This is a genomic window from Microbacterium telephonicum (genome assembly GCF_003651225.1).
Taxonomy (GTDB): Bacteria; Actinomycetota; Actinomycetes; order Actinomycetales; family Microbacteriaceae; genus Microbacterium; species Microbacterium telephonicum.
Genome location: NZ_RCDB01000002.1, coordinates 756,526 through 776,097, shown reverse-complemented (window position 1 = coordinate 776,097; position 19,572 = coordinate 756,526). Strand labels below are relative to the sequence as shown.

General features: G+C 71.3%; 23 protein-coding genes. 7 read left to right on the top strand and 16 right to left on the bottom strand.

What is annotated here, in order from left to right; genetic code table 11:
- Window position 1: 1 nt before the first annotated feature.
- The 6 genes from C7474_RS08650 to C7474_RS08625 form a co-directional block, all read right to left on the bottom strand.
- The gene (locus C7474_RS08650) at window positions 2-910 is read right to left on the bottom strand and encodes a siderophore-interacting protein (protein ID WP_121058942.1); all 909 of its coding nucleotides are present in this window, start codon (window positions 908-910) and stop codon (window positions 2-4) included.
- Window positions 907-1,776 (bottom strand): ABC transporter ATP-binding protein, encoded by an 870-nt coding sequence (locus tag C7474_RS08645; RefSeq protein ID WP_121058940.1) that lies wholly within the window; start codon window positions 1,774-1,776, stop codon window positions 907-909. Before C7474_RS08645 ends, C7474_RS08650 begins: the two co-directional genes overlap by 4 nt.
- Complete coding sequence (locus C7474_RS08640; RefSeq protein ID WP_121058938.1) at window positions 1,773-2,831, bottom strand: FecCD family ABC transporter permease; 1,059 nt, start codon at window positions 2,829-2,831, stop codon at window positions 1,773-1,775. The genes C7474_RS08645 and C7474_RS08640 overlap by 4 nt, the downstream gene beginning before the upstream one ends.
- On the bottom strand, window positions 2,831-3,886 hold the full coding sequence (locus tag C7474_RS08635) for a FecCD family ABC transporter permease (protein ID WP_199692401.1): 1,056 nt from the start codon (window positions 3,884-3,886) through the stop codon (window positions 2,831-2,833). Before C7474_RS08635 ends, C7474_RS08640 begins: the two co-directional genes overlap by 1 nt.
- Window positions 3,883-4,911 carry an iron-siderophore ABC transporter substrate-binding protein gene (locus C7474_RS08630; RefSeq protein WP_121058936.1) on the bottom strand — a complete coding sequence of 343 codons (1,029 nt, stop codon included), beginning with the start codon at window positions 4,909-4,911 and terminating at the stop codon, window positions 3,883-3,885. The genes C7474_RS08635 and C7474_RS08630 overlap by 4 nt, the downstream gene beginning before the upstream one ends.
- A gap of 179 nt (window positions 4,912-5,090) precedes the next feature.
- Complete coding sequence (locus C7474_RS08625) at window positions 5,091-5,741, bottom strand: biotin transporter BioY (RefSeq protein WP_121058934.1); 651 nt, start codon at window positions 5,739-5,741, stop codon at window positions 5,091-5,093.
- A gap of 223 nt (window positions 5,742-5,964) precedes the next feature.
- Between C7474_RS08625 and abc-f the strand changes: the two genes are divergently transcribed.
- Window positions 5,965-7,563 (top strand): ribosomal protection-like ABC-F family protein, encoded by a 1,599-nt coding sequence (gene abc-f / locus C7474_RS08620; protein ID WP_121058932.1) that lies wholly within the window; start codon window positions 5,965-5,967, stop codon window positions 7,561-7,563.
- 12 nt (window positions 7,564-7,575) lie between these two features.
- On the opposite strand, the gene C7474_RS08615 is transcribed toward abc-f, so the two are convergent.
- Genes C7474_RS08615 through C7474_RS08600 form a run of 4 tightly spaced genes read right to left on the bottom strand, consistent with a single transcriptional unit; the run spans window position 7,576 to window position 9,650 of the window.
- The gene (locus tag C7474_RS08615; protein WP_121058930.1) at window positions 7,576-8,430 is read right to left on the bottom strand and encodes an SURF1 family cytochrome oxidase biogenesis protein; all 855 of its coding nucleotides are present in this window, start codon (window positions 8,428-8,430) and stop codon (window positions 7,576-7,578) included.
- Window positions 8,427-8,618, bottom strand: a complete 192-nt coding sequence (locus tag C7474_RS08610) for a hypothetical protein (RefSeq protein ID WP_199692418.1) — start codon at window positions 8,616-8,618, stop codon at window positions 8,427-8,429. The genes C7474_RS08615 and C7474_RS08610 overlap by 4 nt, the downstream gene beginning before the upstream one ends.
- Window positions 8,619-8,626: 8 nt before the next feature.
- A complete protein-coding gene (locus C7474_RS08605) occupies window positions 8,627-8,992 on the bottom strand; it encodes a DUF3099 domain-containing protein (RefSeq protein ID WP_121058926.1) in 366 nt (121 codons plus the stop codon).
- 43 nt (window positions 8,993-9,035) lie between these two features.
- The gene (locus C7474_RS08600) at window positions 9,036-9,650 is read right to left on the bottom strand and encodes a DUF4190 domain-containing protein (RefSeq protein ID WP_241965167.1); all 615 of its coding nucleotides are present in this window, start codon (window positions 9,648-9,650) and stop codon (window positions 9,036-9,038) included.
- Window positions 9,651-9,748: 98 nt separating this feature from the next.
- Here C7474_RS08600 and fabG point away from each other — a divergent pair, with 98 nt between their 5' ends.
- Entirely contained in the window at window positions 9,749-10,459 is a 711-nt protein-coding gene (gene fabG / locus C7474_RS08595) for a 3-oxoacyl-ACP reductase FabG (protein ID WP_121058924.1), read from the top strand.
- A gap of 71 nt (window positions 10,460-10,530) precedes the next feature.
- On the opposite strand, the gene C7474_RS08590 is transcribed toward fabG, so the two are convergent.
- From C7474_RS08590 to glgC, 3 genes are read right to left on the bottom strand one after another with little or no spacing between them, the layout of a single operon-like run.
- Window positions 10,531-11,226 (bottom strand): alpha/beta fold hydrolase, encoded by a 696-nt coding sequence (locus C7474_RS08590; RefSeq protein WP_121058922.1) that lies wholly within the window; start codon window positions 11,224-11,226, stop codon window positions 10,531-10,533.
- 44 nt (window positions 11,227-11,270) lie between these two features.
- Window positions 11,271-11,906 (bottom strand): phosphoserine phosphatase SerB, encoded by a 636-nt coding sequence (gene serB, locus C7474_RS08585; protein ID WP_121058920.1) that lies wholly within the window; start codon window positions 11,904-11,906, stop codon window positions 11,271-11,273.
- A gap of 33 nt (window positions 11,907-11,939) precedes the next feature.
- On the bottom strand, window positions 11,940-13,184 hold the full coding sequence (glgC, locus tag C7474_RS08580) for a glucose-1-phosphate adenylyltransferase (RefSeq protein ID WP_121058918.1): 1,245 nt from the start codon (window positions 13,182-13,184) through the stop codon (window positions 11,940-11,942).
- A gap of 46 nt (window positions 13,185-13,230) precedes the next feature.
- Here glgC and glgA point away from each other — a divergent pair, with 46 nt between their 5' ends.
- The 3 genes from glgA (at window position 13,231) to C7474_RS08565 (ending at window position 15,581) form a co-directional block, all read left to right on the top strand.
- Window positions 13,231-14,418: a glycogen synthase gene (gene glgA / locus C7474_RS08575; protein ID WP_121058916.1), complete on the top strand. Its 1,188-nt coding sequence runs from the start codon at window positions 13,231-13,233 to the stop codon at window positions 14,416-14,418.
- Between the two features lie 44 nt (window positions 14,419-14,462).
- On the top strand, window positions 14,463-15,251 hold the full coding sequence (locus tag C7474_RS08570; RefSeq protein WP_121058914.1) for an ABC transporter ATP-binding protein: 789 nt from the start codon (window positions 14,463-14,465) through the stop codon (window positions 15,249-15,251).
- A 78-nt stretch (window positions 15,252-15,329) separates the two neighbouring features.
- Complete coding sequence (locus C7474_RS08565; RefSeq protein WP_121058912.1) at window positions 15,330-15,581, top strand: type B 50S ribosomal protein L31; 252 nt, start codon at window positions 15,330-15,332, stop codon at window positions 15,579-15,581.
- A 111-nt stretch (window positions 15,582-15,692) separates the two neighbouring features.
- On the opposite strand, the gene C7474_RS08560 is transcribed toward C7474_RS08565, so the two are convergent.
- The gene (locus C7474_RS08560; protein WP_422385785.1) at window positions 15,693-16,511 is read right to left on the bottom strand and encodes an exonuclease domain-containing protein; all 819 of its coding nucleotides are present in this window, start codon (window positions 16,509-16,511) and stop codon (window positions 15,693-15,695) included.
- A gap of 68 nt (window positions 16,512-16,579) precedes the next feature.
- On the opposite strand from C7474_RS08560, the gene C7474_RS08555 reads away from it, so the two are divergent.
- Window positions 16,580-17,479, top strand: a complete 900-nt coding sequence (locus tag C7474_RS08555) for an alpha/beta fold hydrolase (RefSeq protein ID WP_121058908.1) — start codon at window positions 16,580-16,582, stop codon at window positions 17,477-17,479.
- Here the strand turns inward: C7474_RS08555 and C7474_RS08550 are convergent.
- On the bottom strand, window positions 17,439-17,999 hold the full coding sequence (locus C7474_RS08550; protein ID WP_121058906.1) for a CGNR zinc finger domain-containing protein: 561 nt from the start codon (window positions 17,997-17,999) through the stop codon (window positions 17,439-17,441). The two genes, C7474_RS08555 and C7474_RS08550, sit on opposite strands and share 41 nt — an antisense overlap.
- A 90-nt stretch (window positions 18,000-18,089) precedes the next feature.
- Between C7474_RS08550 and C7474_RS08545 the strand changes: the two genes are divergently transcribed.
- The gene (locus C7474_RS08545; RefSeq protein ID WP_241965166.1) at window positions 18,090-19,112 is read left to right on the top strand and encodes an EamA family transporter; all 1,023 of its coding nucleotides are present in this window, start codon (window positions 18,090-18,092) and stop codon (window positions 19,110-19,112) included.
- Here C7474_RS08545 and C7474_RS08540 read toward each other — a convergent pair.
- Window positions 19,060-19,533, bottom strand: a complete 474-nt coding sequence (locus tag C7474_RS08540) for an Lrp/AsnC family transcriptional regulator (protein WP_121058904.1) — start codon at window positions 19,531-19,533, stop codon at window positions 19,060-19,062. The two genes, C7474_RS08545 and C7474_RS08540, sit on opposite strands and share 53 nt — an antisense overlap.
- Window positions 19,534-19,572: the final 39 nt, after the last annotated feature.

The following is a 19,572-nucleotide window of genomic DNA, read 5'->3' as shown; positions in this document are numbered from 1 at the left end:
ATCAGACCTCGGCCTTGCCCAGTCGCCAGTAGCCCATGAAGGCGACCGCGCGACGGTCGACACCGTGACCGGTGACCAGATCACGGCGCAGGGTCTTGATCGCGCCCGCCTCGCCGGCCAGCCAGGCGTACAGCGGCGCCTTCTTCAGCGCTGCGCCGCCCTTCGCGGTGCGCGGCACCTCCCACAGGATGTCGGTGTCGATGTCGATCTCCTCGACGTCGGCGCCGCGTCCCGCCGGCACCAGCCGCGCGGCGGTGCGCTCGACGGCGGCGACGAGGTGCGCGTGCCGATCCCGGCCGGTGCGTGCCGAGACGTGGAACTCGAATCCCGGGTGGTCGGGCAGGTAGGCGGCGTCGGCCGCGTCGGGCACCTCGAGCACGACGACGCCGCGCGCGTCCCGCGGCAGCTGCTCGAGGATGACCGCGATGGCGGGGGCGGCGGTCTCGTCGCCGGCGAGGAGGATGTCGTCGGTCTCGGCGGGCGGGACGAAGTCGATGCCGTAGCTCACGCCGGTGTGGGCGGTCGTCGGCGCGTAGATCAGCACCTCGTCGCCGACCCGAGCCCGCTCGATCCACGCCGAGGCGGGACCGACGACGTCGTGGGCGACCATGTCGACGTCGACCTCCGACAGGTCGCGGCGCACGTACCGGGTCGTGTAGGTGCGGAACGGGGGACGACGGTCCTCGTCCATCTCCCGCCACTGGGTCCACCAGTCCTCACCCATCGGCATCGCGTCGATCGGGGTGCTCTCGGTGGGGAACACGATCTTGATGCGCTGGTCGAGCCCGGGGTCGCCGTAGTCGGCGAGGTCGTCGCCGCCGAACGTGAACCGCCGGAAGCTCGGCGTGAGGTCGGCGATCGCGGTGACGCGGGCGCGGAAGAAGCGGCTCGGCGGGCGCTCGTCGGTCATCGGTCGGCTCCTGTCGTGTCGGGAACGGGGGAGGGGACGGATGCCGGAGGGCCGGCATCCGGGGTCGGACGCACGTGGTGACGGCCGCGCGGGAGCACCATCGGAGATCCCGACACGGGGTCGGGGAGCACGACGGAGTCGAGGTCGAACACGTCGCGGATGAGCTCGCTCGTGACCACCTCGGCGGGCGCGCCGCTCGCGATCAGCGTGCCGCGGCGCAGCGCGAACAGATGGTCGGCGTAGCGCGCGGCGAGGTTGATGTCGTGCAGCACCATGACGATCGTCGTGCCGCGGGAGCGGTTCAGGTCGGTGAGCAGATCGAGAACCTCGATCTGGTGGGAGACGTCGAGGAACGTCGTCGGCTCGTCGAGCAGCAGCACATCGGTCTGCTGGGCGAGGGCCATCGCGATCCACACCCGCTGGCGCTGTCCGCCCGACAGCTCGTCGACGGCGCGGTCGGAGAGCTCGAGCACGCCGGTCGCCGCGAGCGCCTCGGCGACGGCGCGGTCGTCGGCGGCAGTCCAGGACCGGAACAGCTTCTGGTGGGGGTGGCGGCCGCGACCGACGAGGTCGGCGACGGCGATGCCCTCGGGCGCGACCGGCTGCTGCGGCAGGAGTCCGAGCGTGCGGGCGAGCTCCTTCGTCGGGATCTGGTCGATGCGGGTGCCGTCGAGCACGACGGTGCCGCGCTGGGCGGGGATGAGGCGGGCGAGGGTCTTCAGCAGCGTCGACTTGCCGCACGCGTTCGCGCCGACGATGACGCTGATGCTCCCGGCGGGGACGGTGAGGTCGATCCCGTCGACGACCGTGACCCCGCCGTATCCGGAGACGAGCCCCTCGGCGAGCAGGGTGTGCTGTGCGGTCATGACGATCCTCCGCGGCGGCTGGTCCGGATGAGCAGGTAGACGAGGTACGGCGCGCCCAGGATGCCGGTGATGACGCCGACGGGGAACTTGGTGCCGAACGCGAACTGACCGATGAGATCGGCCCCCATGACCAGGGTCGCCCCCGTCAGCGCGGCCGGGAGGATGACCGACGTGCCGGGGCCGACGATCCGCGCCGCAATGGGACCGGCCAGGAACGCGACGAACGCGATCGGCCCCGTCGTCGCGGTCGCGAAGCAGGCGAGGGCGACGGCGGCGACGACCAGCAGGATGCGGGTGCGGTCCACGCGCACGCCGAGCGCCGTCGCCCACGCGTCGCCGAGCTCGAGCGCGCCGAGATCGCGGGCGAGCACGAGCACGAGCGGGACGAGCACCACCACGGCCAGCAGCAGCGGGAGCACGTCCTCCATGCGGGAGCCGTTGAGGCTGCCGGTCATCCACCGGGCGGCGACGGTCACGTCGTACACGTTGGCGCGGACGATGAGGAACGCGACGACGGCGTCGAGCATGGCGCCGACGCCGATGCCGATGAGGATGAGCCGGCCGCCCGTCGACTCCCCGCCCCGCGCGGCCAGGTAGATGACGACGGCGGTGACGATGCCCGCGGCCAGCGCGAGCGCCATGGTCGCCGTGCTCGACCAGTGCAGGATGATGAGCGAGAGGATGGCGGCGGCGCTCGCCCCGGAGGTGATCCCGATGACGTCGGGGCTCGCGAGGGGGTTGCGCAGCATCGTCTGGAACGTCGAGCCCGCGACGCCGAACGCGATCCCGGCGAGCACCGCGACGATCGCGCGGGGGAGGCGGAGCGAACCGACGCTGAACGAGGCGCCCGGCACCTGCTGTCCGGCCAGGACGGCGAGCACGTCGGAGACCGGGTAGATCGTGTTGCCGAGCATGAGCATGGCGGCGAACAGCACCACGGTGAGCGAGGCGAGGACGGCGAGGGCGATCGTGCGCCGGCGACTGCGGCGCTGCCGGCCGGTGCGCACGCGGGCGAGCTGCGGCTCGGCGAGCGGGGGAAGAGCGGTGACGGTCATCACATCGCCTTCAATCGGGTGCGCCGAGCGATGGCGATCAGGACGGGGGCGCCGAGGAAGGCGGTGATGATGCCGGCTTCGACCTCGCCGGGGGAGCCGATGACCCGGCCGATGGTGTCGGCGAGGACGAGGAGGATCGCACCGCCGAGCGCCGAAAGCGGCAGCAGCCAGCGCTGGTCGGATCCGGCGAGCTGGCGCACGGCGTGCGGGATCATGAGCCCGACGAATCCGATGGGACCGGCGACGGCCGTGACGGCGGCGCACAGCGCGACGCCGGCGACGGCGGCGACGATGCGGATGCGACCGACCCGCACGCCCAGCCCGACGGCGACGTCGTCGCCGAGTCCGAGCGCGTTCAGCGACGAGGCGCACAGCAGCGCGACGACGGTGCCGATGACGAGCACCGGGGCGATGACGGCCATCGTGTCCCAGTCGGCGCGGCCCACGTTGCCGACCTGCCAGTAGCGGAACTCGTCCATGACGTTCTGGCGGGGCAGGAGGATCGCCGAGACGACGGAGCTGAGGGCGGCCGTGGTGGCGGCGCCGGCGAGGGCGAGCTTGATCGGTGTCGTTCCGCCGGGGCCGACCGAGCCGACGAAGTAGACGAAGAAGGCGGTGACGAACGCGCCGACGAGGGCCAGGCCCAGGTAGCCGAAGCCGCTCGAGACGCCGAGGAAGGCGATGCCGATGACGACGGCGAGGGCGGCGCCGGTGTTGACGCCGAGGATGCCGGGATCGGCGAGGGGGTTGCGGGTGATCGCCTGCATCAGCGCGCCGGAGAGGGCCAGGGCGGCGCCGGCGAGGAGGGCGAGCACGGTGCGGGGCACACGGCTCTGTACGGCGAGGGCTCCGATGTCACTGGCCGTCTCGCCGCGCAGCCACAGGCCGATGCCGTCGACGATCTCGGGGATCGACACCGGACGGGAACCGAACGAGAGCGAGATCACGATCGAGACGACGACGGCGGCGATCAGCCCGACGAGGACGACGACGCGGCGCCGCGCGCCCACCGGTGCGGTGGACGCGCGGCGCTGTGCGATCGGGGTGTCGGTCACTGCACCTTCGCGGCGGCCGCGTCGAGGTCGCCGACGTAGCGCTCGAGCACCCACGGGATGGACAGCGCGGTGGGGCTCACGGCGGCGCTGTACGCGTCGCCCATGCCGACCTCGATGACGGCGCCGTTCTTGACGGCGGGGATGGTGCTCCACAGCGGGTCGGCCTGGAGAGCGGCCAGGACGCTGCCGTCGCCGTAGGTGACGAGCACGTCGACGTCGGAGAGCCGGTCGGCGTTCTCGGCGCTGAAGTCCTCGTAGAAGGAGCCCGACTCGGCGCCCTCGGACGCGGCCTGCGGCATGTCGAAGCCGAGGTCGCCGAGGAACGCGGTGCGCGCGTCGCCGGACGTGTACAGCGAGACCGAGGAGAGGTCGGCCGGGCTGATCGAGAAGAACGCGGCGGTCTTGCCCGCGAAGTCGGAGTCGGCGGTGGCGTCGGCGATCTGCGCCTCGAGGTCGGCGACGAGCTGTTCGCCCTCGGCCTTCAGGCCCAGGCCTTCGGCGTTGAGCGTGATCGTGTCGCGCCACGAGGTGAACCAGGCGACGTCAGGGTAGGCGACGACGGGGGCGATCTCGCTGAGGGTCGCGTAGCTCTCCTCGTCGAGGCCGGACTGGGCGGCGAGGATGACATCCGGGGTGGTGTCGGCGATCGCCTCGAAGTCGGTGCCGGCCGACGTCGTGAACAGGGCCGGCTCGTCGCCGCCGAGCTCGTCGATCTTGTCCTGGCTCCACTCGTACAGACCCGGGTCCGCGTCGCCGGTCCAGTTCCACACCTGCGTGTCGGTGCCCACCGGGACGATGCCGAGGGCGAGCGCGACGTCCTGGTTGCTCCATCCGACGGTCGCGACGCGCTCGGGCTGGGCCTTGATGGTCGTCTCGCCGAGGGCGTGGGTGATCGTGATCGGGAACGCGCCGTCTCCCGCCGCGCCGGACGCGGAGGACTCGGGGGCGCTGCCGGACGAGGCGCAGCCGGTGAGCAGGAGCGCGGCGGCCGCGGTGAGGGCGGCCGCGGAGCGGAATCGGGACACAGGGTTCCTCCGTTGCTGTGGAAGTGGGGGTGCGCCTGAAGTAAGGGCAGGCTTACATTACGTCGCCGACCGCGTCGGATGCCAACTTCGCTGCAGTCCGCCTGAAGGTTTTCCGTCACATACGGAGACGGCCCCGCACCCGCCGTCGGGCGGATGCGGGGCCGTCGGATCGAGTGCGATCAGGCGTTCTTGGTGCGGTCCACCGCACGCACGCCCGCCCAGGCCAGCGGGAGCAGCGCGCCCGCGATCAGGGCCTTCACGACGTCGCCCAGCAGGAAGGGCAGGAGGCCGGCCTGCAGCGTCGCGCCGAACAGGGCAGAACCTTCCGCGACGCCGAGGGTCGACAGTACGGCGGCGAGCCAGGGCAGCCCGACGGCGTAGACGACGGCGGAACCCGCGGCGAAGGCGACGACGGCGCGCGGCACCGTGCGGTCCCAGCGCAGTTCGCACAGGCGTCCGACGACAAGCGCGGCGAGGATGAAGCCGGCGACGTAGCCGAACGACGGGGTGGCCAGCAGCGCGAGTCCCGTGATGTGGCCGCCGTCCGGCTGCGGTGCCATCACCGGCAGGCCCACGAGGCCCAGCGCCGCGTACAGCGCGAGGGAGGAGGCGCCGCGCACGGCGCCGAGGCTCGCGCCGACGAGCAGCACGCCGAGGGTCTGGCCGGTGATCGGGACGGGCCACATCGGCACGACGACCTGGGCGAGCACCGCCACGATCCCGGCGCCGACGGCGACGAGGGCGGCATCGGCGGCCAGGGCGCGGATGCGGGTGGACGGGCGCACGAGCGCGTCGGCGAGGACGCGCGGAGCGGGGGCGGCGATCGACATGCGGATCTCCTTCAGGGGTGTCGTTCCGGCACGTGCCGGTCGGGCGTTGCGCTCAGCCTATGGGCGGCATCCACGCCGCGCATGTGTGGACCTGCGACCAAGGATCCGTCGGAACGCTGTGCGGGCTCTACGACACGGGCGGCCGACGGTGCGCGGGCCGGATCTATACTGGGAGGCTGGCCCTTCGGCCCATTCCCATCCCTGCAGAGAACGGACGTCCGCTGTGCTCGCCGTGCACGACCTCGAGATCCGCGTGGGCGCCCGCACGCTCATGTCGGAGGTGTCGTTCCGCGTCTCCGACGGCGACAAGATCGGCCTCGTCGGCCGCAACGGCGCCGGCAAGACGACCCTGACGAAGGTGCTCGCGGGCGACCTGATCCCCGCCGACGGTCGCGTCGACCGCTCCGGTGAGCTCGGCTACCTGCCCCAGGACCCCCGCACGGGAGACCCGGAGATGCTCGCGCGCACGCGCATCCTCGACGCACGCGGCCTCGGCACCCTCGCCCTGCAGATGCACGAGGCGTCGCTGGCGATGGGCGATGCCGACACGAAGGTCGCCGACAAGGCGATGCGCCGTTACGGGAACCTCACCGAGCGCTTCGAGGCGCTCGGAGGCTACGCCGCCGAGGCCGAGGCGGCCTCGATCGCGCACAACCTGTCGCTGCCCGACCGCATCCTCGACCAGCCGCTGAAGACCCTCTCGGGCGGTCAGCGCCGCCGCATCGAGCTCGCCCGCATCCTGTTCTCGGACGCGGAGACGATGATCCTCGACGAGCCCACGAACCACCTCGACGCCGACAGCGTCGTCTGGCTGCGCGAGTTCCTGAAGAACTACAAGGGCGGGCTGATCGTGATCAGCCACGACGTCGAACTCGTCGGCGAGACCGTGAACCGCGTCTTCTACCTCGACGCGATGCGCCAGGTCATCGACGTCTACAACATGAACTGGAAGAACTACCTGCGTCAGCGGGTGGCCGATGAGGAGCGCCGCAAGAAGGAGCGCGTCAACATCGAGAAGAAGGCGACCGCGCTGCAGTTGCAGGCGGCCCGCTTCGGCGCCAAGGCGTCCAAGGCCGCGGCGGCCCACCAGATGGTCGCGCGCGCCGAGAAGATGCTGTCGGGCCTCGAAGAGGTGCGCCAGGAGGACCGTGTCGCGAAGCTGCGGTTCCCCAAGCCCGCCCCGTGCGGGAAGACGCCGCTCATGGCCTCCGGACTGTCGAAGTCGTACGGTTCGCTGGAGATCTTCACCGACGTCGACCTCGCGATCGACCGGGGCTCGAAGGTCGTCGTCCTCGGCCTCAACGGTGCGGGCAAGACGACGCTGCTGCGCATCCTCGCGGGCGTCGACAAGCCCGACACCGGGCAGCTCGAACCCGGCCACGGTCTCAAGATCGGCTACTACGCGCAGGAGCACGAGAACCTCGACGTGGGCCGCTCGGTGCTCGAGAACATGATGTCGGCCGCGCCCGACATCAACGCGACCGAGGCGCGGAAGGTGCTCGGCTCGTTCCTGTTCACGGGCGACGACGTGCTCAAGCCCGCGGGCGTGCTCTCGGGCGGCGAGAAGACCCGGCTGTCGCTGGCGACGCTCGTGGTGTCGTCGGCGAACATGCTGCTGTTGGATGAGCCGACCAACAACCTCGACCCCGCCAGCCGCGAGGAGATCCTCGGGGCGCTCGCGCACTACGAGGGTGCCGTCGTGCTCGTCTCGCACGATTCCGGCGCCGTCGAGGCACTGAACCCGGAGCGCGTGCTGATCCTGCCCGACGGCGTCGAGGACATCTGGGGTCGCGACTACGTCGACCTCATCGAACTGGCCTGACCGCAGGCCGGACTAGCGTCCGGCGTCGACGAGTTCGTCCTCTTCCTCCGCGTCGCGGTCGCGGCGCCGGCGCGTGCGCACCCGCGGCGCGGGAGTCTCGCCGGCGGCGACGGTCGCGGCATCCTCGGCGTCCTCCCGGCGGTGCCGGATCTCGGTGCGGATCATGTACCAGATGAACACGAAGCCCATGACGGCGAAGAGGATCCACTGGATCGCGTACGACAGGTGCGGTCCCGGATCGTCGGACGGGGCCTCGAGGGGCTGCGGGGAGGCGGCCGGCGCGGGGTCTTCCGACACCAGCAGACCGTAAGCGCCCGCAAGCACGTCGTCGCCGGCGTCGATCGCCTCGGCGATGAGCGGCACGTTGATGGTCGGCACCTGCCCCTCGGGCGCACTGCGCCCCGACGAGGGGAGCGGCTCGCCCGTCTTCAACCGGACCACGACGGTCGTTTCGCCGCTCGGCGGGGCCGGGATCTCGTCGGGCAGTGCCTGGTCGGCGCCGGGCGGGATCCAGCCGCGGTCGACGACGACGACGCGTCCGTCGTCGGTGCGGAACGGCACGAGCACTTCGAAGGCGCTCGTGCCGCCGTGGGCGCGGTTGCGCGCCAGCAGCGTGTCGTCGGGGAGGTACTCGCCGACGAGGGTCACCGGGTGCCACTGCAGACCGGGGGAGTACTCGTCGCCGGGCGGGATGAGCTCGTCCAGCGCCACAGCGTCGGCGTCGTAGTTGGTCGCGATGAGGCTGAGTTGCTCCTCACGACCGGCGTTGCGGTCGAACTGCCAGTGCGAGAGCCACGCGCACGCGATCGCGAAGACGACGGCGAACGCGACGTAGCCGCCCCAGCGCAGCGCGGTGCGGCGGTTCACGAGGCGGCCTCGTCGGCGAAGGCGACGACCTCGACGGGGAAATCGCGCGCGGCGAGGTAGCCCTGCAGATAGTCGACGTGGGCGTCGCAGGCGAGCCAGATCTTGCGGCGCTCTGGGCCGTGGATGCGGGGATTGCGCCAGACGACCTGCCACGCGGCGTCGTCCCGGCATCCGGCGCGCGAGCACATCCGTTCGCTCACGACGCGTCCGGCTTCGTGTCGGGCCGTGCGGCGTCGCCCTCCTGGATGCGGATGACGCCCGTCTCGGCGGCGGACGGCGGGGTGTCTGCGGCCGCGGCGGGGAGGGCGCGCTCGGGCGAGACGGCTCGTTCGGGGCGCCCGTCGACGCCGACGTTGGCGATGACGACCGCGATGTAGGGGAGGAAGACGGCACCGATCGCGAGCACGAACGTGTACCAGCCGTACGGGGTGATGACGACCATGAGCACGAAGCACACGACACGCACGCTCATCATGAGGAAGTACTTCGACATGCGCGTGTGGGCCTCGTCGCGCGGGGCGCGCGGCAACGAGGTCGCCGACTGGGCGGGGGTGTGCTTCACAGTGCTTCCAGCGTACGCGCGACCGGAGTGCCGCGGTCGCCGGTCATGTGTACGACGAGACCGATCCGACGGCGAACAGCATCGCGAAGGCGAGCACTGCGAGCACGCCGAAGCCGATCCCGACCCAGCCCACGATGACCCCGGCCAGGGCCATACCGCGCCCGGCCTCGCCGGTGCGCTTGATCTGTGCGAGCGCGAGGTGTCCCGTGATGACGCCCACGACGATCCCGACCGCGAGCACCCAGGTCCACGCCAGCACGAATCCGGCGACCGAGGAGATGAGGGAGACGACGGCCAGCACGTTGGTGCGGCGGGCGGGAGTGCCGTACGGCGGCTGCCCGTAGACCGGCTGCTGCCCGTACGCCGGGGCCTGCGCGCCGTACGCCGGCGGCTGCGCTCCGTATGCGGGGGGTTGCGCGCCGTATGCCGGAGGCTGTGCGCCGTAGGGAGGCTGTCCGTAGGACGGCGTCCCATAGGCGGGAGGCTGCGCTCCGTAGGCGGGAGGCTGGGCGCCGTACGCCGGCGGCTGCGCGTCGTATCCGGGCGGTCGTCCGTACGGCGATGCGGGCGGGGGCGTGAGGTCGGGGGAGGCCGGATGCGGCGGCAGCGGCTCGGTCGGCTGCGTGGCCGACGGGTCGTGGGTGTTCGAATCCGACACGGTGTCCTCCCCGGAGTGCGAGAGTCCAGGCTATCGGGTGCGCGGCGGACGCCCCGGCTAGGCTGGACCGGTTCCGCTCGTCGTCCCCGGGAGTTGTCATGTCCACCGAACGCGTCGTCCTCGTCACCGGCGGCAACCGCGGCATCGGCCGCGCCATCGCCGAGCGCTTCGTCGCCGCCGGCTACCGCACGGCCGTGACCGCCCGCTCCGGCGAGGGGCCGGAAGGCACGCTCACCGTCCGCGCCGACGTGACGGATGCGGCCTCGTTGGATGCCGCCTTCACCGAGGTCGAGAAGACGCTCGGTCCCGTCGAGGTGCTTGTGGCCAACGCCGGCATCACGAAGGACACGCTGCTGCTGCGCATGACCGAGGACGACTTCGACTCCGTCGTCTCGACGAACCTCGGCGGCACGTTCCGCGTCGTCAAGCGCGCCTCGAAGGGCATGCTGCGCGCGAAGTGGGGCCGCGTCATCCTCATCTCCAGCGTCGTGGGGCTCTACGGCTCGGCGGGTCAGATCAACTACTCGTCGTCGAAGGCGGCCCTCGTCGGGTTCGCCCGCTCGCTCACCCGCGAACTCGGCGCCCGCGGGATCACGGCCAACGTCGTCGCCCCCGGCTTCATCGAGACCGACATGACCGCCGCGCTCCCCGAGGAGACGCAGGCGGAGTACAAGCGCAACATCCCCGCCGGCCGCTTCGCCTCGGCCGACGAGGTCGCGGGCGTCGTGACGTGGCTCGCCTCGGATGACGCCGCCTACATCTCGGGTGCCGTCATCCCGGTCGACGGCGGCCTCGGCATGGGCCACTGACGCCGATCGGCCACCCACGCCGAAGGGCCTGCGCGCTCGGGCACTGAACGATCAGCCGGCGACGCGCGGCGTCAGTGCGACACGGCTTCGACGAGCGCGGTGGCGAGACGCTCCGGCTGCGTGAACTGCGGCCAGTGCGCGGTGTCGAGCTTGACCACCTCGGCGTCGGCGATCGCACCGAACTCGTCGCCGTACGCCCCCCACTTCGCGACCAGGTCGCGGAACGTGGGCTCGTCCAGCGGTCCCATCAACAGGGTCACCGGTACGGCATGCCGACGGGGATCGGTCAGCGCGACCTCGTCGGTGGGGACCCGCGCCGGCACGCTGCGGGTGAGGGGCAGCGTGCGCTCCCGGGTCTCGGCGTCGATGTCCCAGGTGTCCTCCTCGTCGAAGAAGTCCCACCCCGGGAACGGGATCACGCCGTCGACGACGTCGAACTCGGAGATCTGACCGCCCGGGTGCGGTGGGATCGTGTCGACGAACACGACGCGGGCGACGCGGTCGGGTCGGCGATCGGCCGCGCCCCAGACGACGTTGCCCCCGCCGGAATGCCCGACCAGCACGACCTCGCCCTCGCGCGCATCGATCTCGGCGACGACGGCGTCGACCCAGTCGGCGATGCCGATGTCGGCGCTCTCGGCGGCGGGTGCGCCGAGGCCCGGCATCGTCAGCGGATGCGGGGAGTGCCCCGCATCCCGCAGGGCCGGCAGCACCGGATCCCAGGAGGAGGCGTCGAGCCAGAGGCCGGGAGCGAGGATGATGTCCATCCCGTCACGCTACGCCGGGCCGCCGACATCCGGCAGGGCCGTCGTCAGGGGAGGACGGCGATGAGCTCGGCGAGGTCGACGGGGCCGACGACGATGTCGGCCTGCGCGCGCACGGCCGGCTTGGCGTTGAACGCGACGCCGAGGCCGGCGGCGGCCATCATGGCCAGGTCGTTGGCGCCGTCGCCGACCGCGATCGTGCGTCGTGTCGGCACGCCGTACTCGGCGGCCCACCGGCGGAGCGCGGCGGCTTTCCCCGCCGCATCCACGATGTCACCGTCGACGACGCCGGTCAGCGCACCGTCTTCGGCGACGAGGCGGTTCGCGTGCCAGACGTCCACGCCCAGTGACGGCGCCACCGTGTCGAGGATCTCGTGGAACCCTCCGGAGACGACGGCGGCGATCCCGCCGCGGTCGTGGATCGCGGCGATGAGTTCGCGCACGCCGGGCGTCGGCTCGACGCGCGCCAGCACGCGGGTGAAGCCCGTCACGGGGATGCCGCGCAGCTCGCCGACGCGGGAGCGCAGGCTCGTCGCGAAGTCGACCTCGCCGCGCATCGCGGCCTCGGTGGCCGCGGCCACTTCGGCGCCGCGTCCCGCCTCGTCGGCGATCAGCTCGATGACCTCGTTGCGGATCAGCGTGGAATCGGCGTCGAACACGACGAGGAAACGGGCGTCAGGCACCCCCCGAGCGTAACGGGCGCGCCGGCGTCGGCCTCACCGTGTGACGTGCGCGTTCTTCCCGACGACGGTGATCCCGCTGTCGGTCACGGTGTAGCCGCGCGCGAGATCCCGCTCGCGGTCGACTCCGACGGTGGCGCCGGCATCCAGTACGACGTTCTTGTCGAGGATCGCCCGGTGCACCCGGGCGCCCGCACCGACCGAGACGTGGTCGAACAGCACCGAGTCGGTGATGGTCGATCCGCCGCCCGACAGGGTCCACGGTCCGACCACGCTGCGCTCGAGATGCGTCCCCGAGAGCACCGACCCGAGCGAGACGATCGAGTCGATCGCGTTGCCGATGCGCCCCACGCCGTCGCGCACGAACTTCGCCGGCGGCGAGTTCAGCGCCTGGGAGTGGATCTGCCAGTCGGTGTTGTAGAGGTTGAACACCGGGAGGGTCGAGATCAGATCCATGTGGGCGTCGAAGAACGAGTCGATCGTCCCCACGTCGCGCCAGTAGTCGCGGTCGCGTTCGGTTGACCCCGGCACGTCGTTGCGCTTGAAGTCGTAGACGGCGGCCTCGCCGCGGCCCACGAAGTAGGGGATGATGTCGCCGCCCATGTCGTGGTTCGAGGTCGGCAGCTCGCCGTCGCTGTGAACCGCCTCGATGAGCGCGTCGGCGTCGAAGATGTAGTTGCCCATCGAAGCGAGGACCTCGTTCGGGTTGTCGGAGAGCCCGTTCGGGTTCTGCGGCTTCTCGAGGAACTCGCGGATTGTGACGTTGTCGGTGGGGTCGACGTCGATGACGCCGAACTGGTTGGCCAGCGAGATGGGCTGGCGGATGCCGGCGACCGTCGCCTTCGCCCCCGACTCGATGTGCGCGTCGAGCATCTGCTGGAAGTCCATGCGGTACACGTGGTCGGCGCCGATGACCATGACGATGTCGGGCTTCTCGTCGTGGATGAGGTTCAGCGACTGCAGGATCGCGTCGGCGGAGCCGGAGAACCACCGCTTGCCCAGCCGCTGCTGGGCGGGCACCGACGTGACGTACGCGCCGAGGAGGGCCGACATGCGCCACGTCTGCGAGATATGGCGGTCGAGGCTGTGCGACTTGTACTGGGTCAGCACGACGATCTGGCGCAGCCCCGAGTTGATGAGGTTCGAGATGGCGAAGTCGATCAGCCGGTACTGCCCGCCGAACGGCACCGCGGGCTTGGCCCGGTCGATCGTGAGGGGCATCAGGCGCTTGCCCTCTCCACCGGCGAGGACGATTCCGAACACCTTCGGCGCTGCTGGCATGGCACCACACTATGCCGGTTCCGGCACGTGTACTAGCGTTCGAGGCATGCGAGTCGACATCGTCACGAAGGAGTACCCGCCCGAGGTCTACGGCGGCGCGGGTGTGCATGTCACCGAACTCGTGAAGGCCCTCCGCACCGACCTCGAGGTGCAGGTGCGCGCATTCGGCGCCGAGCGGGACGAGACCGACACCACCGCCTACCGCACTCCCGCCGAACTCGAGGCCGCCAACGCCGCGATCCAGACCCTCGGCACGGATCTGGAGATCGTCGGCGACGTCGCCGGGGCCGACGTCGTGCACAGCCACACCTGGTACGCCAACTTCGCGGGTCACCTCGCGTCTCTGCTGCACGGCATCCCGCACGTCATCACGGCGCACTCGCTCGAGCCGCTGCGGCCGTGGAAGGCCGAGCAGCTCGGCGGCGGGTACGCCGTGTCGAGCTACATCGAGAAGACCGCGTACGAGGGGGCGGCGGCCATCGTCGCCGTCAGCGAGGGGATGCGCCAGGACATCCTGCGCAGCTACCCGGCGCTCGACCCCGACAAGGTGCGCGTCATCTACAACGGCATCGACGTCGAGGCGTGGCGGCCCGTCGAGAACCCCGACCTGCTCGCCCGGTACGGGATCGACCCGTCGCGTCCCTCGGTCGTGTTCGTCGGCCGGATCACGCGCCAGAAGGGTCTGCCGTACTTCCTCCGTGCCGCCGAGCGGCTTCCCGCCGAGGTGCAGTTGATCCTGTGCGCCGGCGCCCCCGACACCCCGCAGATCATGGACGAGGTCCGCGGGCTCGTCTCGGGCCTGCAGGCCGGTCGCGAGGGCGTCGTCTGGATCGAGGAGTTCCTCCAGCGCGACGAGCTGTGCGCCATCCTCGCGCAGGCGACGACCTTCGTATGCCCATCGGTGTACGAACCCCTCGGCATCGTGAACCTGGAGGCGATGGCCTGCGGCGCCGCAGTGGTGGGGACCGCCACCGGCGGGATCCCCGAGGTCGTCGTCGACGGCGTCACGGGGCGCCTCGTGCCCATCGAGCAGGTGCAGGACGGCACTGGCACGCCGCTGGACCCCGAAACCTTCATCGCCGACCTCGCCGCGGTGCTGACCGAGGTCGTGAGCGACCCCGAGAAGGCACGCGCCTACGGCGCCGCGGGACGCGAGCGCGCCGCCACCTCCTTCAGCTGGCGGGCGATCGCCGACGACACGGCCGCGCTGTACCGCGAGGTCGCCGGCGCCTGAGCGTCGCGGCGGTGAGGCCGACATCCACCGATAGGGTGGAGGGCATGCCGCAGGTCGTCTCGTTCGCCGATGTCGTCGTCCGTCGCAACACCCGGAACATCCTCGACCACATCGACTGGACCGTCGACGACGACCAGCGCTGGGTCGTGCTCGGGCCCAACGGCGCCGGCAAGACGACCATCCTCCAGCTCGCCGCGACGCTGCTGCATCCCACCAGCGGCACGGTGACCGTGCTCGACGAGCGCCTCGGCCGCACCGACGTGTTCGAGCTGCGTCCGCGCATCGGCTTCGCGTCGTCGGCGATGGCCCGCCGCGTGCCGCCGGAGGAGACGGTCATCGACGTCGTGCTCACCGCCGCGTTCTCCGTGCTCGGCCGCTGGAACGAGCAGTACGAGTCGATCGACGAGCGCCGCGCCCGCCGCGTGCTGTCGGCGTGGAAGCTCGACCACCTCGCGGAGCGCACCTTCGGGACCCTGTCGGACGGCGAGCAGAAGCGCGTGCAGATCGCCCGCGCGGTCATGACCGATCCCGAGCTGCTGCTGCTGGACGAGCCGACCGCGAGCCTCGACCTCGGCGCGCGCGAAGAACTGCTTCAGCTGCTCAGCGGCTACGCGTCGGAGCCGACCACGCCCGCGATGATCATGGTCACCCACCACGTCGAGGAGATACCGGTCGGCTTCACCCATGTGCTGCTGCTGAACGACGGCGGCGTCGTCGCGCAGGGGCCCATCGCCGAGACGCTCACCGCCGACGCGCTGAGCCGCACGTTCGGCCTGCCGATCGCGCTGGACGTCGTCGAGGGCCGGTACGCGGCACGAGCCGCATCCGTCTGATAGAATCGCTCTTTGGTGCGCTCGCACCGCAGACTTCCCTCGCCCTGGCAAAATCCAGGGCACCACGTAAGGAACCCCATGAAGACTGACATCCACCCCGAGTACCAGGCGGTCGTGTTCCGCGACCTCGGCTCCGGCGAGACCTTCCTCACCCGTTCGACGGTGGGCAGCGACAAGACGATCGAGCTCGACGGCGTGACCTACCCCGTCATCGACGTCGAGATCTCCTCCGCCTCGCACCCGTTCTACACGGGCAAGCAGCGCATCATGGACTCGGCCGGTCGCGTCGAGAAGTTCAACCAGCGCTTCAAGAACTTCGGCAGCAAGTAAGCAGCCGCACGCGAAGGCCCCGCTACGGCGGGGCCTTCGTCGTTGCGCGGGAGCGAAAGGACGAAGGCTGGTCCCTGAGCCTGTCGAAGGGTCGTCGTTGCGCGGGACGCGTCAGCGGATGGGCCAGCTGCCGTCGACGGGGTCGGCCGGGTCGATACGGCCGATGCGCACGAAGTACTCCGTGAGGCTCTCGGCCTGCGTGCGGGCCCAGCCGATCTGCTGCGTGTGCAGCTCCTCGAGCGGCTGCGTGAGGGCGAACCGCGCCGCGAGCGCCTGTGCGACGCGCCCCGCGGCGATCGCGTCGGCGGCGGCGTCGTGCGCACCGGTGAGCGTGACGGCGTAGTGGGCCGCGACGACCTCGAGCGTGCGCTTGCCCTTGCGGTAGCGGTCGTGGGCCTTGTCGAGCACGAGTGGGTCGATGACGGGAGCCGGCGCGGCGATCGGCTCGACCCCGTGGCGCAGGGCCTCGTGCTTGAGCAGTGAGAAGTCGTAGGGGGCGTTGTACGCGACGACGGGGATGCCGGCCGCGAAGAGGCCGCGCAACGCCGCGACGATCTCGGCGGTCACCTCCGCGGCCGGGCGGCCTTCGGCCCGCGCGCGCTCGGTCGTGATGCCGTGCACCGCCGTCGCCCCGGCCGGGATGTCGACACCGGGATCGGCCATCCAGCTGCGCGACTCGATCACGGTGCCGTCGGCATCCAGCACGCCGACGTGGGCGGTGACGATCCGGTCGGTCGTCACGTCGACCCCGGTCGTCTCCAGGTCGAACACGCCGACGCGGGCGGTCCACCCGGAGGCGTGCGGTGCGGGCGATGCAGGCGCGGGGGCGGGTGCCGTCGCGACCGGCGGACGGACCGGCGCGGTCGCGGGGGCGTTGTCGAAGAACGACTCGTCCCAGAGCGGAAGCGGCTCGGCCTGCCAGCGGTCCATGCCTTCGACGGTACGCGGCCCCGCCGACATCGCCCGGGTGCGGCGCGCCGCACTCGTAGACTCGACGGGTGAGTGCTCCCCATCCCTACGCCGACCGTCTCGCCCCGATCCCGGTCGAGCGCCGCGAGGCGCAGGTGCTGGGCGGGACGACCGCGTACTGGGTGTACGGGCCCGCAGATGCCGAGACCACGATCCTCGCCGCGCACGGATTCCGTGGCGAGCATCATGGACTCGAGCCCGTCGTCGCCTTCCTCCCCGGCATCAGCGTGATCATGCCCGACCTGCCGGGATTCGGCGAGACGGCCCCTATCGCGGGGCGCACGCACGACATCGACCTCTACGCACAGTGGCTCACCGATTTCGCGGCCGCCGTCGCCCCCGGAGCGGTGGTGCTGGGCCACTCGTTCGGCTCGATCGTCGCGTCGGTCGCGGTCGCGCGCGGTCTGCCGACGCCGAAGCTCATCCTCGTGAACCCGATCGGTGCGCCCGCGCTGGAAGGTCCCCGCGGCGTCCTCACCCGGCTCGCCGTCTTCTACTACTGGGCCGGCGCGAAGCTGCCGCGCCGGCTCGGCGAAGCGGTGCTGCGCAGCCGCCTCGTGGTCCGCGTCATGAGCGCGTCGATGGCGAAGACCCGCGATGCGCAGTTGCGTGCGTTCGTGCACGACCAGCACGACACCTACTTCTCGCGCTTCGCCGACCGCGACGTGTTGCACGACGCGTTCGTCGCGTCGGTGTCGAACGACGTGCGCGCCTCCGCCCCCGCGATCACGGTTCCGACCCTGCTCGTGGCCGCCCAGCTCGACGACATCACCCCGATCGAGGCCGAGCGGCACCTGCGCACCCTGTTCCCCGATGCCGATCTCGTCGAGATCCCCGCGGTCGGCCACCTCATCCACTACGAGACGCCGGCGGTGGCCGCCGAGGCGATCAGTCGGTTCCTTCGGCCTTTCGGCGCCGATACGCGTTGACGTTCATGCGGTTGCCGCAGTTGCCGGTGTCGCAGTAGCGCTTCGACCCGTTCTTGGAGAAGTCGATGTAGACGGCGTCGCAGTCGTCGGCCTCGCACACGCGCACGCGGTCCCACTGGTCGGAGCGGATGATGTCGACGAACGCCATCGCCGCCTCGACGAGCATGCGGGTCGCCAGCGGCGCGGAGGCCTCGGTGGCGTGGATGTGCCAGTCGTAGTCGTCGTGGATGACCAGTTGGGGGAGCGCGTGCCCGTCGCGGAGCATCGCGTTCACGAGCGGGACCGCCTCCTCGCGGGACACCGCCCAGAGCCCCCGCAGGCGCGGACGGATGGCGCGCAGCGAGGACAGCTCCGCGTCGTCGCGGTCGAAGGCCCCCGTGTAGGGGAACTCGGTGAAGAAGGCGTCGGCATCCGCCTGCGAGGAGAGCCGGTCGACGTCGTCGAGGCCGACGGTCGGCAGGGTGTTCACGAGCGCGGCGGCGGCCCGCAGCGACAATTCCGTGTCACGGATGAAAACCATCTTGACTCCTGACGGCTCGGGGCGTTACCGTCACCAGTGTAAGCAACTGTCACTCCTGACAGGGCACCTCTCCGACATCGAGGACCGCCGGTGACGCACACCGCCGCAGCGCCCGTGATCCCGGCCGGGATCCGGGTTCGCCCCGCTCCCTCCCACCGCACTGCCGGCATCGTCATGGCGGTCGTCTCCGCCCTCGCATTCTCCTCCAGCGGGCCGCTCGTGAAACCCCTTCTGGAGGCGGGCTGGTCGCTGTCGGCCGCCCTCGTCGTGCGCATGGGGCTCGCGGGGCTCATCCTCTCGCCCGCCCTTTTGCGTGCCGTGCGGCGCGAGCGCGGCTTCCTGCGGCGACACTGGCCCTCGCTCCTCGCGTTCGGCCTCATCCCCGTCGCGGGCTGTCAGCTGCTCTTCTTCTCGGCGATGCAGCGGATGCCGGTGGCCGTCGCCCTGCTCATCCAATACCTCGCCCCCGTGTTCCTCGTCGCGTTCGTGTGGCTGCGCACCAAGCGCGCCCCCGGCCCGCTCGTCCTCGCGGGGTCCGTCGTCGCGATCGCCGGCCTCGTGCTCGTCGTCGACATCTCCGGCGCCCGCTTCGACCTGCTCGGCACGCTCCTGGCGCTTGCCGCCGCCGTCACCGTCTGCGTCTACTTCGTCATGTCCGAGCGCACCGGCGACGACCTGCCTCCGCTCGCCCTCGCGTCGGGCGGGCTGCTCATCGGCGCCGTCTTCACGCTGCTGCTCGGGGTGAGCGGCATCCTGCCCCTGGCGGCGCCCGAGGTGAGCGTCGTCTTCCGCGGCGTCGAGGTGCCCGGATGGCTGCCGCTGCTGTGGGTCGGCGCGGTCGGCACGACGGTCGGCTATGCGCTGGGTGTCATGGCCGTGCCGCGCGTGGGCGCGCGGCTGGCCTCGTTCATCGGGCTGTCCGAGGTGCTCTTCGCGCTGATGTTCGCCTGGCTGCTGCTCGGCGAGACCCCCGCACCGATCCATTTCGCCGGCGGCGCGCTCATCCTCGTGGGGGTCGTGCTCGTGCGGCTCGCCCCTGCCGAGCAGGCCGGCGTCGGCGTCACGATTCCCGTCGAGCCGCTTCCAGCAGGGGACGCACCCGCGACCCGATGACCTCGCCCATCACGAGCGAGGTCTCGGTGCGCTCGACGCCCTCGATCCCGAGGATCCGCGCGTCGATCGCGAACAGGTGCTGGGTGTCGCGCGCCGCGACGCGCACGAGCAGATCCACCTGGCCGCTGAGACCGTGCGCCTGCAGCACCTCGGGGATGAGGGCGAGTTCTGCGGTGATGCGAGGCAGATCCGCCTGGCGCACGACGACGCTGACCATCGCCTCGATCGGGAAGCCCAGGGCCCGCGGCGACATCGCGCGGTCGAACGAGAGGAAGACGCCCGAGCGCTCGAGCTTCATCATCCGCGCCTGGACGGTGTTGCGCGAGAGGCCGAGGCGCTCGGCGATCGCGACGACTGTCGCGCGGTGATCCTCGGCGAGCACGCTCAGCAGTTCGAGGTCGACGTGGTCGAGAGGTCCCATAGTGCTGAACCATAGCAGTCGATGCCGCCTCTGATTGAG

What these genes read in the sequence shown, in the direction of transcription:
- C7474_RS08650 (WP_121058942.1), bottom strand. Translation starts at nt 910, where the DNA reads ATGACCGACGAGCGCCCGCCGAGCCGCTTCTTCCGCGCCCGCGTCACC.
- C7474_RS08645 (WP_121058940.1), bottom strand. Translation starts at nt 1,776, where the DNA reads ATGACCGCACAGCACACCCTGCTCGCCGAGGGGCTCGTCTCCGGATAC.
- C7474_RS08640 (WP_121058938.1), bottom strand. Translation starts at nt 2,831, where the DNA reads ATGACCGTCACCGCTCTTCCCCCGCTCGCCGAGCCGCAGCTCGCCCGC.
- C7474_RS08625 (WP_121058934.1), bottom strand. Translation starts at nt 5,741, where the DNA reads ATGTCGATCGCCGCCCCCGCTCCGCGCGTCCTCGCCGACGCGCTCGTG.
- C7474_RS08610 (WP_199692418.1), bottom strand. Translation starts at nt 8,618, where the DNA reads ATGTGCTCGCGCGCCGGATGCCGGGACGACGCCGCGTGGCAGGTCGTC.
- fabG (WP_121058924.1), top strand. Translation starts at nt 9,749, where the DNA reads ATGTCCACCGAACGCGTCGTCCTCGTCACCGGCGGCAACCGCGGCATC.
- C7474_RS08590 (WP_121058922.1), bottom strand. Translation starts at nt 11,226, where the DNA reads ATGGACATCATCCTCGCTCCCGGCCTCTGGCTCGACGCCTCCTCCTGG.
- glgC (WP_121058918.1), bottom strand. Translation starts at nt 13,184, where the DNA reads ATGCCAGCAGCGCCGAAGGTGTTCGGAATCGTCCTCGCCGGTGGAGAG.
- glgA (WP_121058916.1), top strand. Translation starts at nt 13,231, where the DNA reads ATGCGAGTCGACATCGTCACGAAGGAGTACCCGCCCGAGGTCTACGGC.
- C7474_RS08570 (WP_121058914.1), top strand. Translation starts at nt 14,463, where the DNA reads ATGCCGCAGGTCGTCTCGTTCGCCGATGTCGTCGTCCGTCGCAACACC.
- C7474_RS08565 (WP_121058912.1), top strand. Translation starts at nt 15,330, where the DNA reads ATGAAGACTGACATCCACCCCGAGTACCAGGCGGTCGTGTTCCGCGAC.
- C7474_RS08560 (WP_422385785.1), bottom strand. Translation starts at nt 16,511, where the DNA reads ATGGACCGCTGGCAGGCCGAGCCGCTTCCGCTCTGGGACGAGTCGTTC.
- C7474_RS08550 (WP_121058906.1), bottom strand. Translation starts at nt 17,999, where the DNA reads ATGGTTTTCATCCGTGACACGGAATTGTCGCTGCGGGCCGCCGCCGCG.
- C7474_RS08540 (WP_121058904.1), bottom strand. Translation starts at nt 19,533, where the DNA reads ATGGGACCTCTCGACCACGTCGACCTCGAACTGCTGAGCGTGCTCGCC.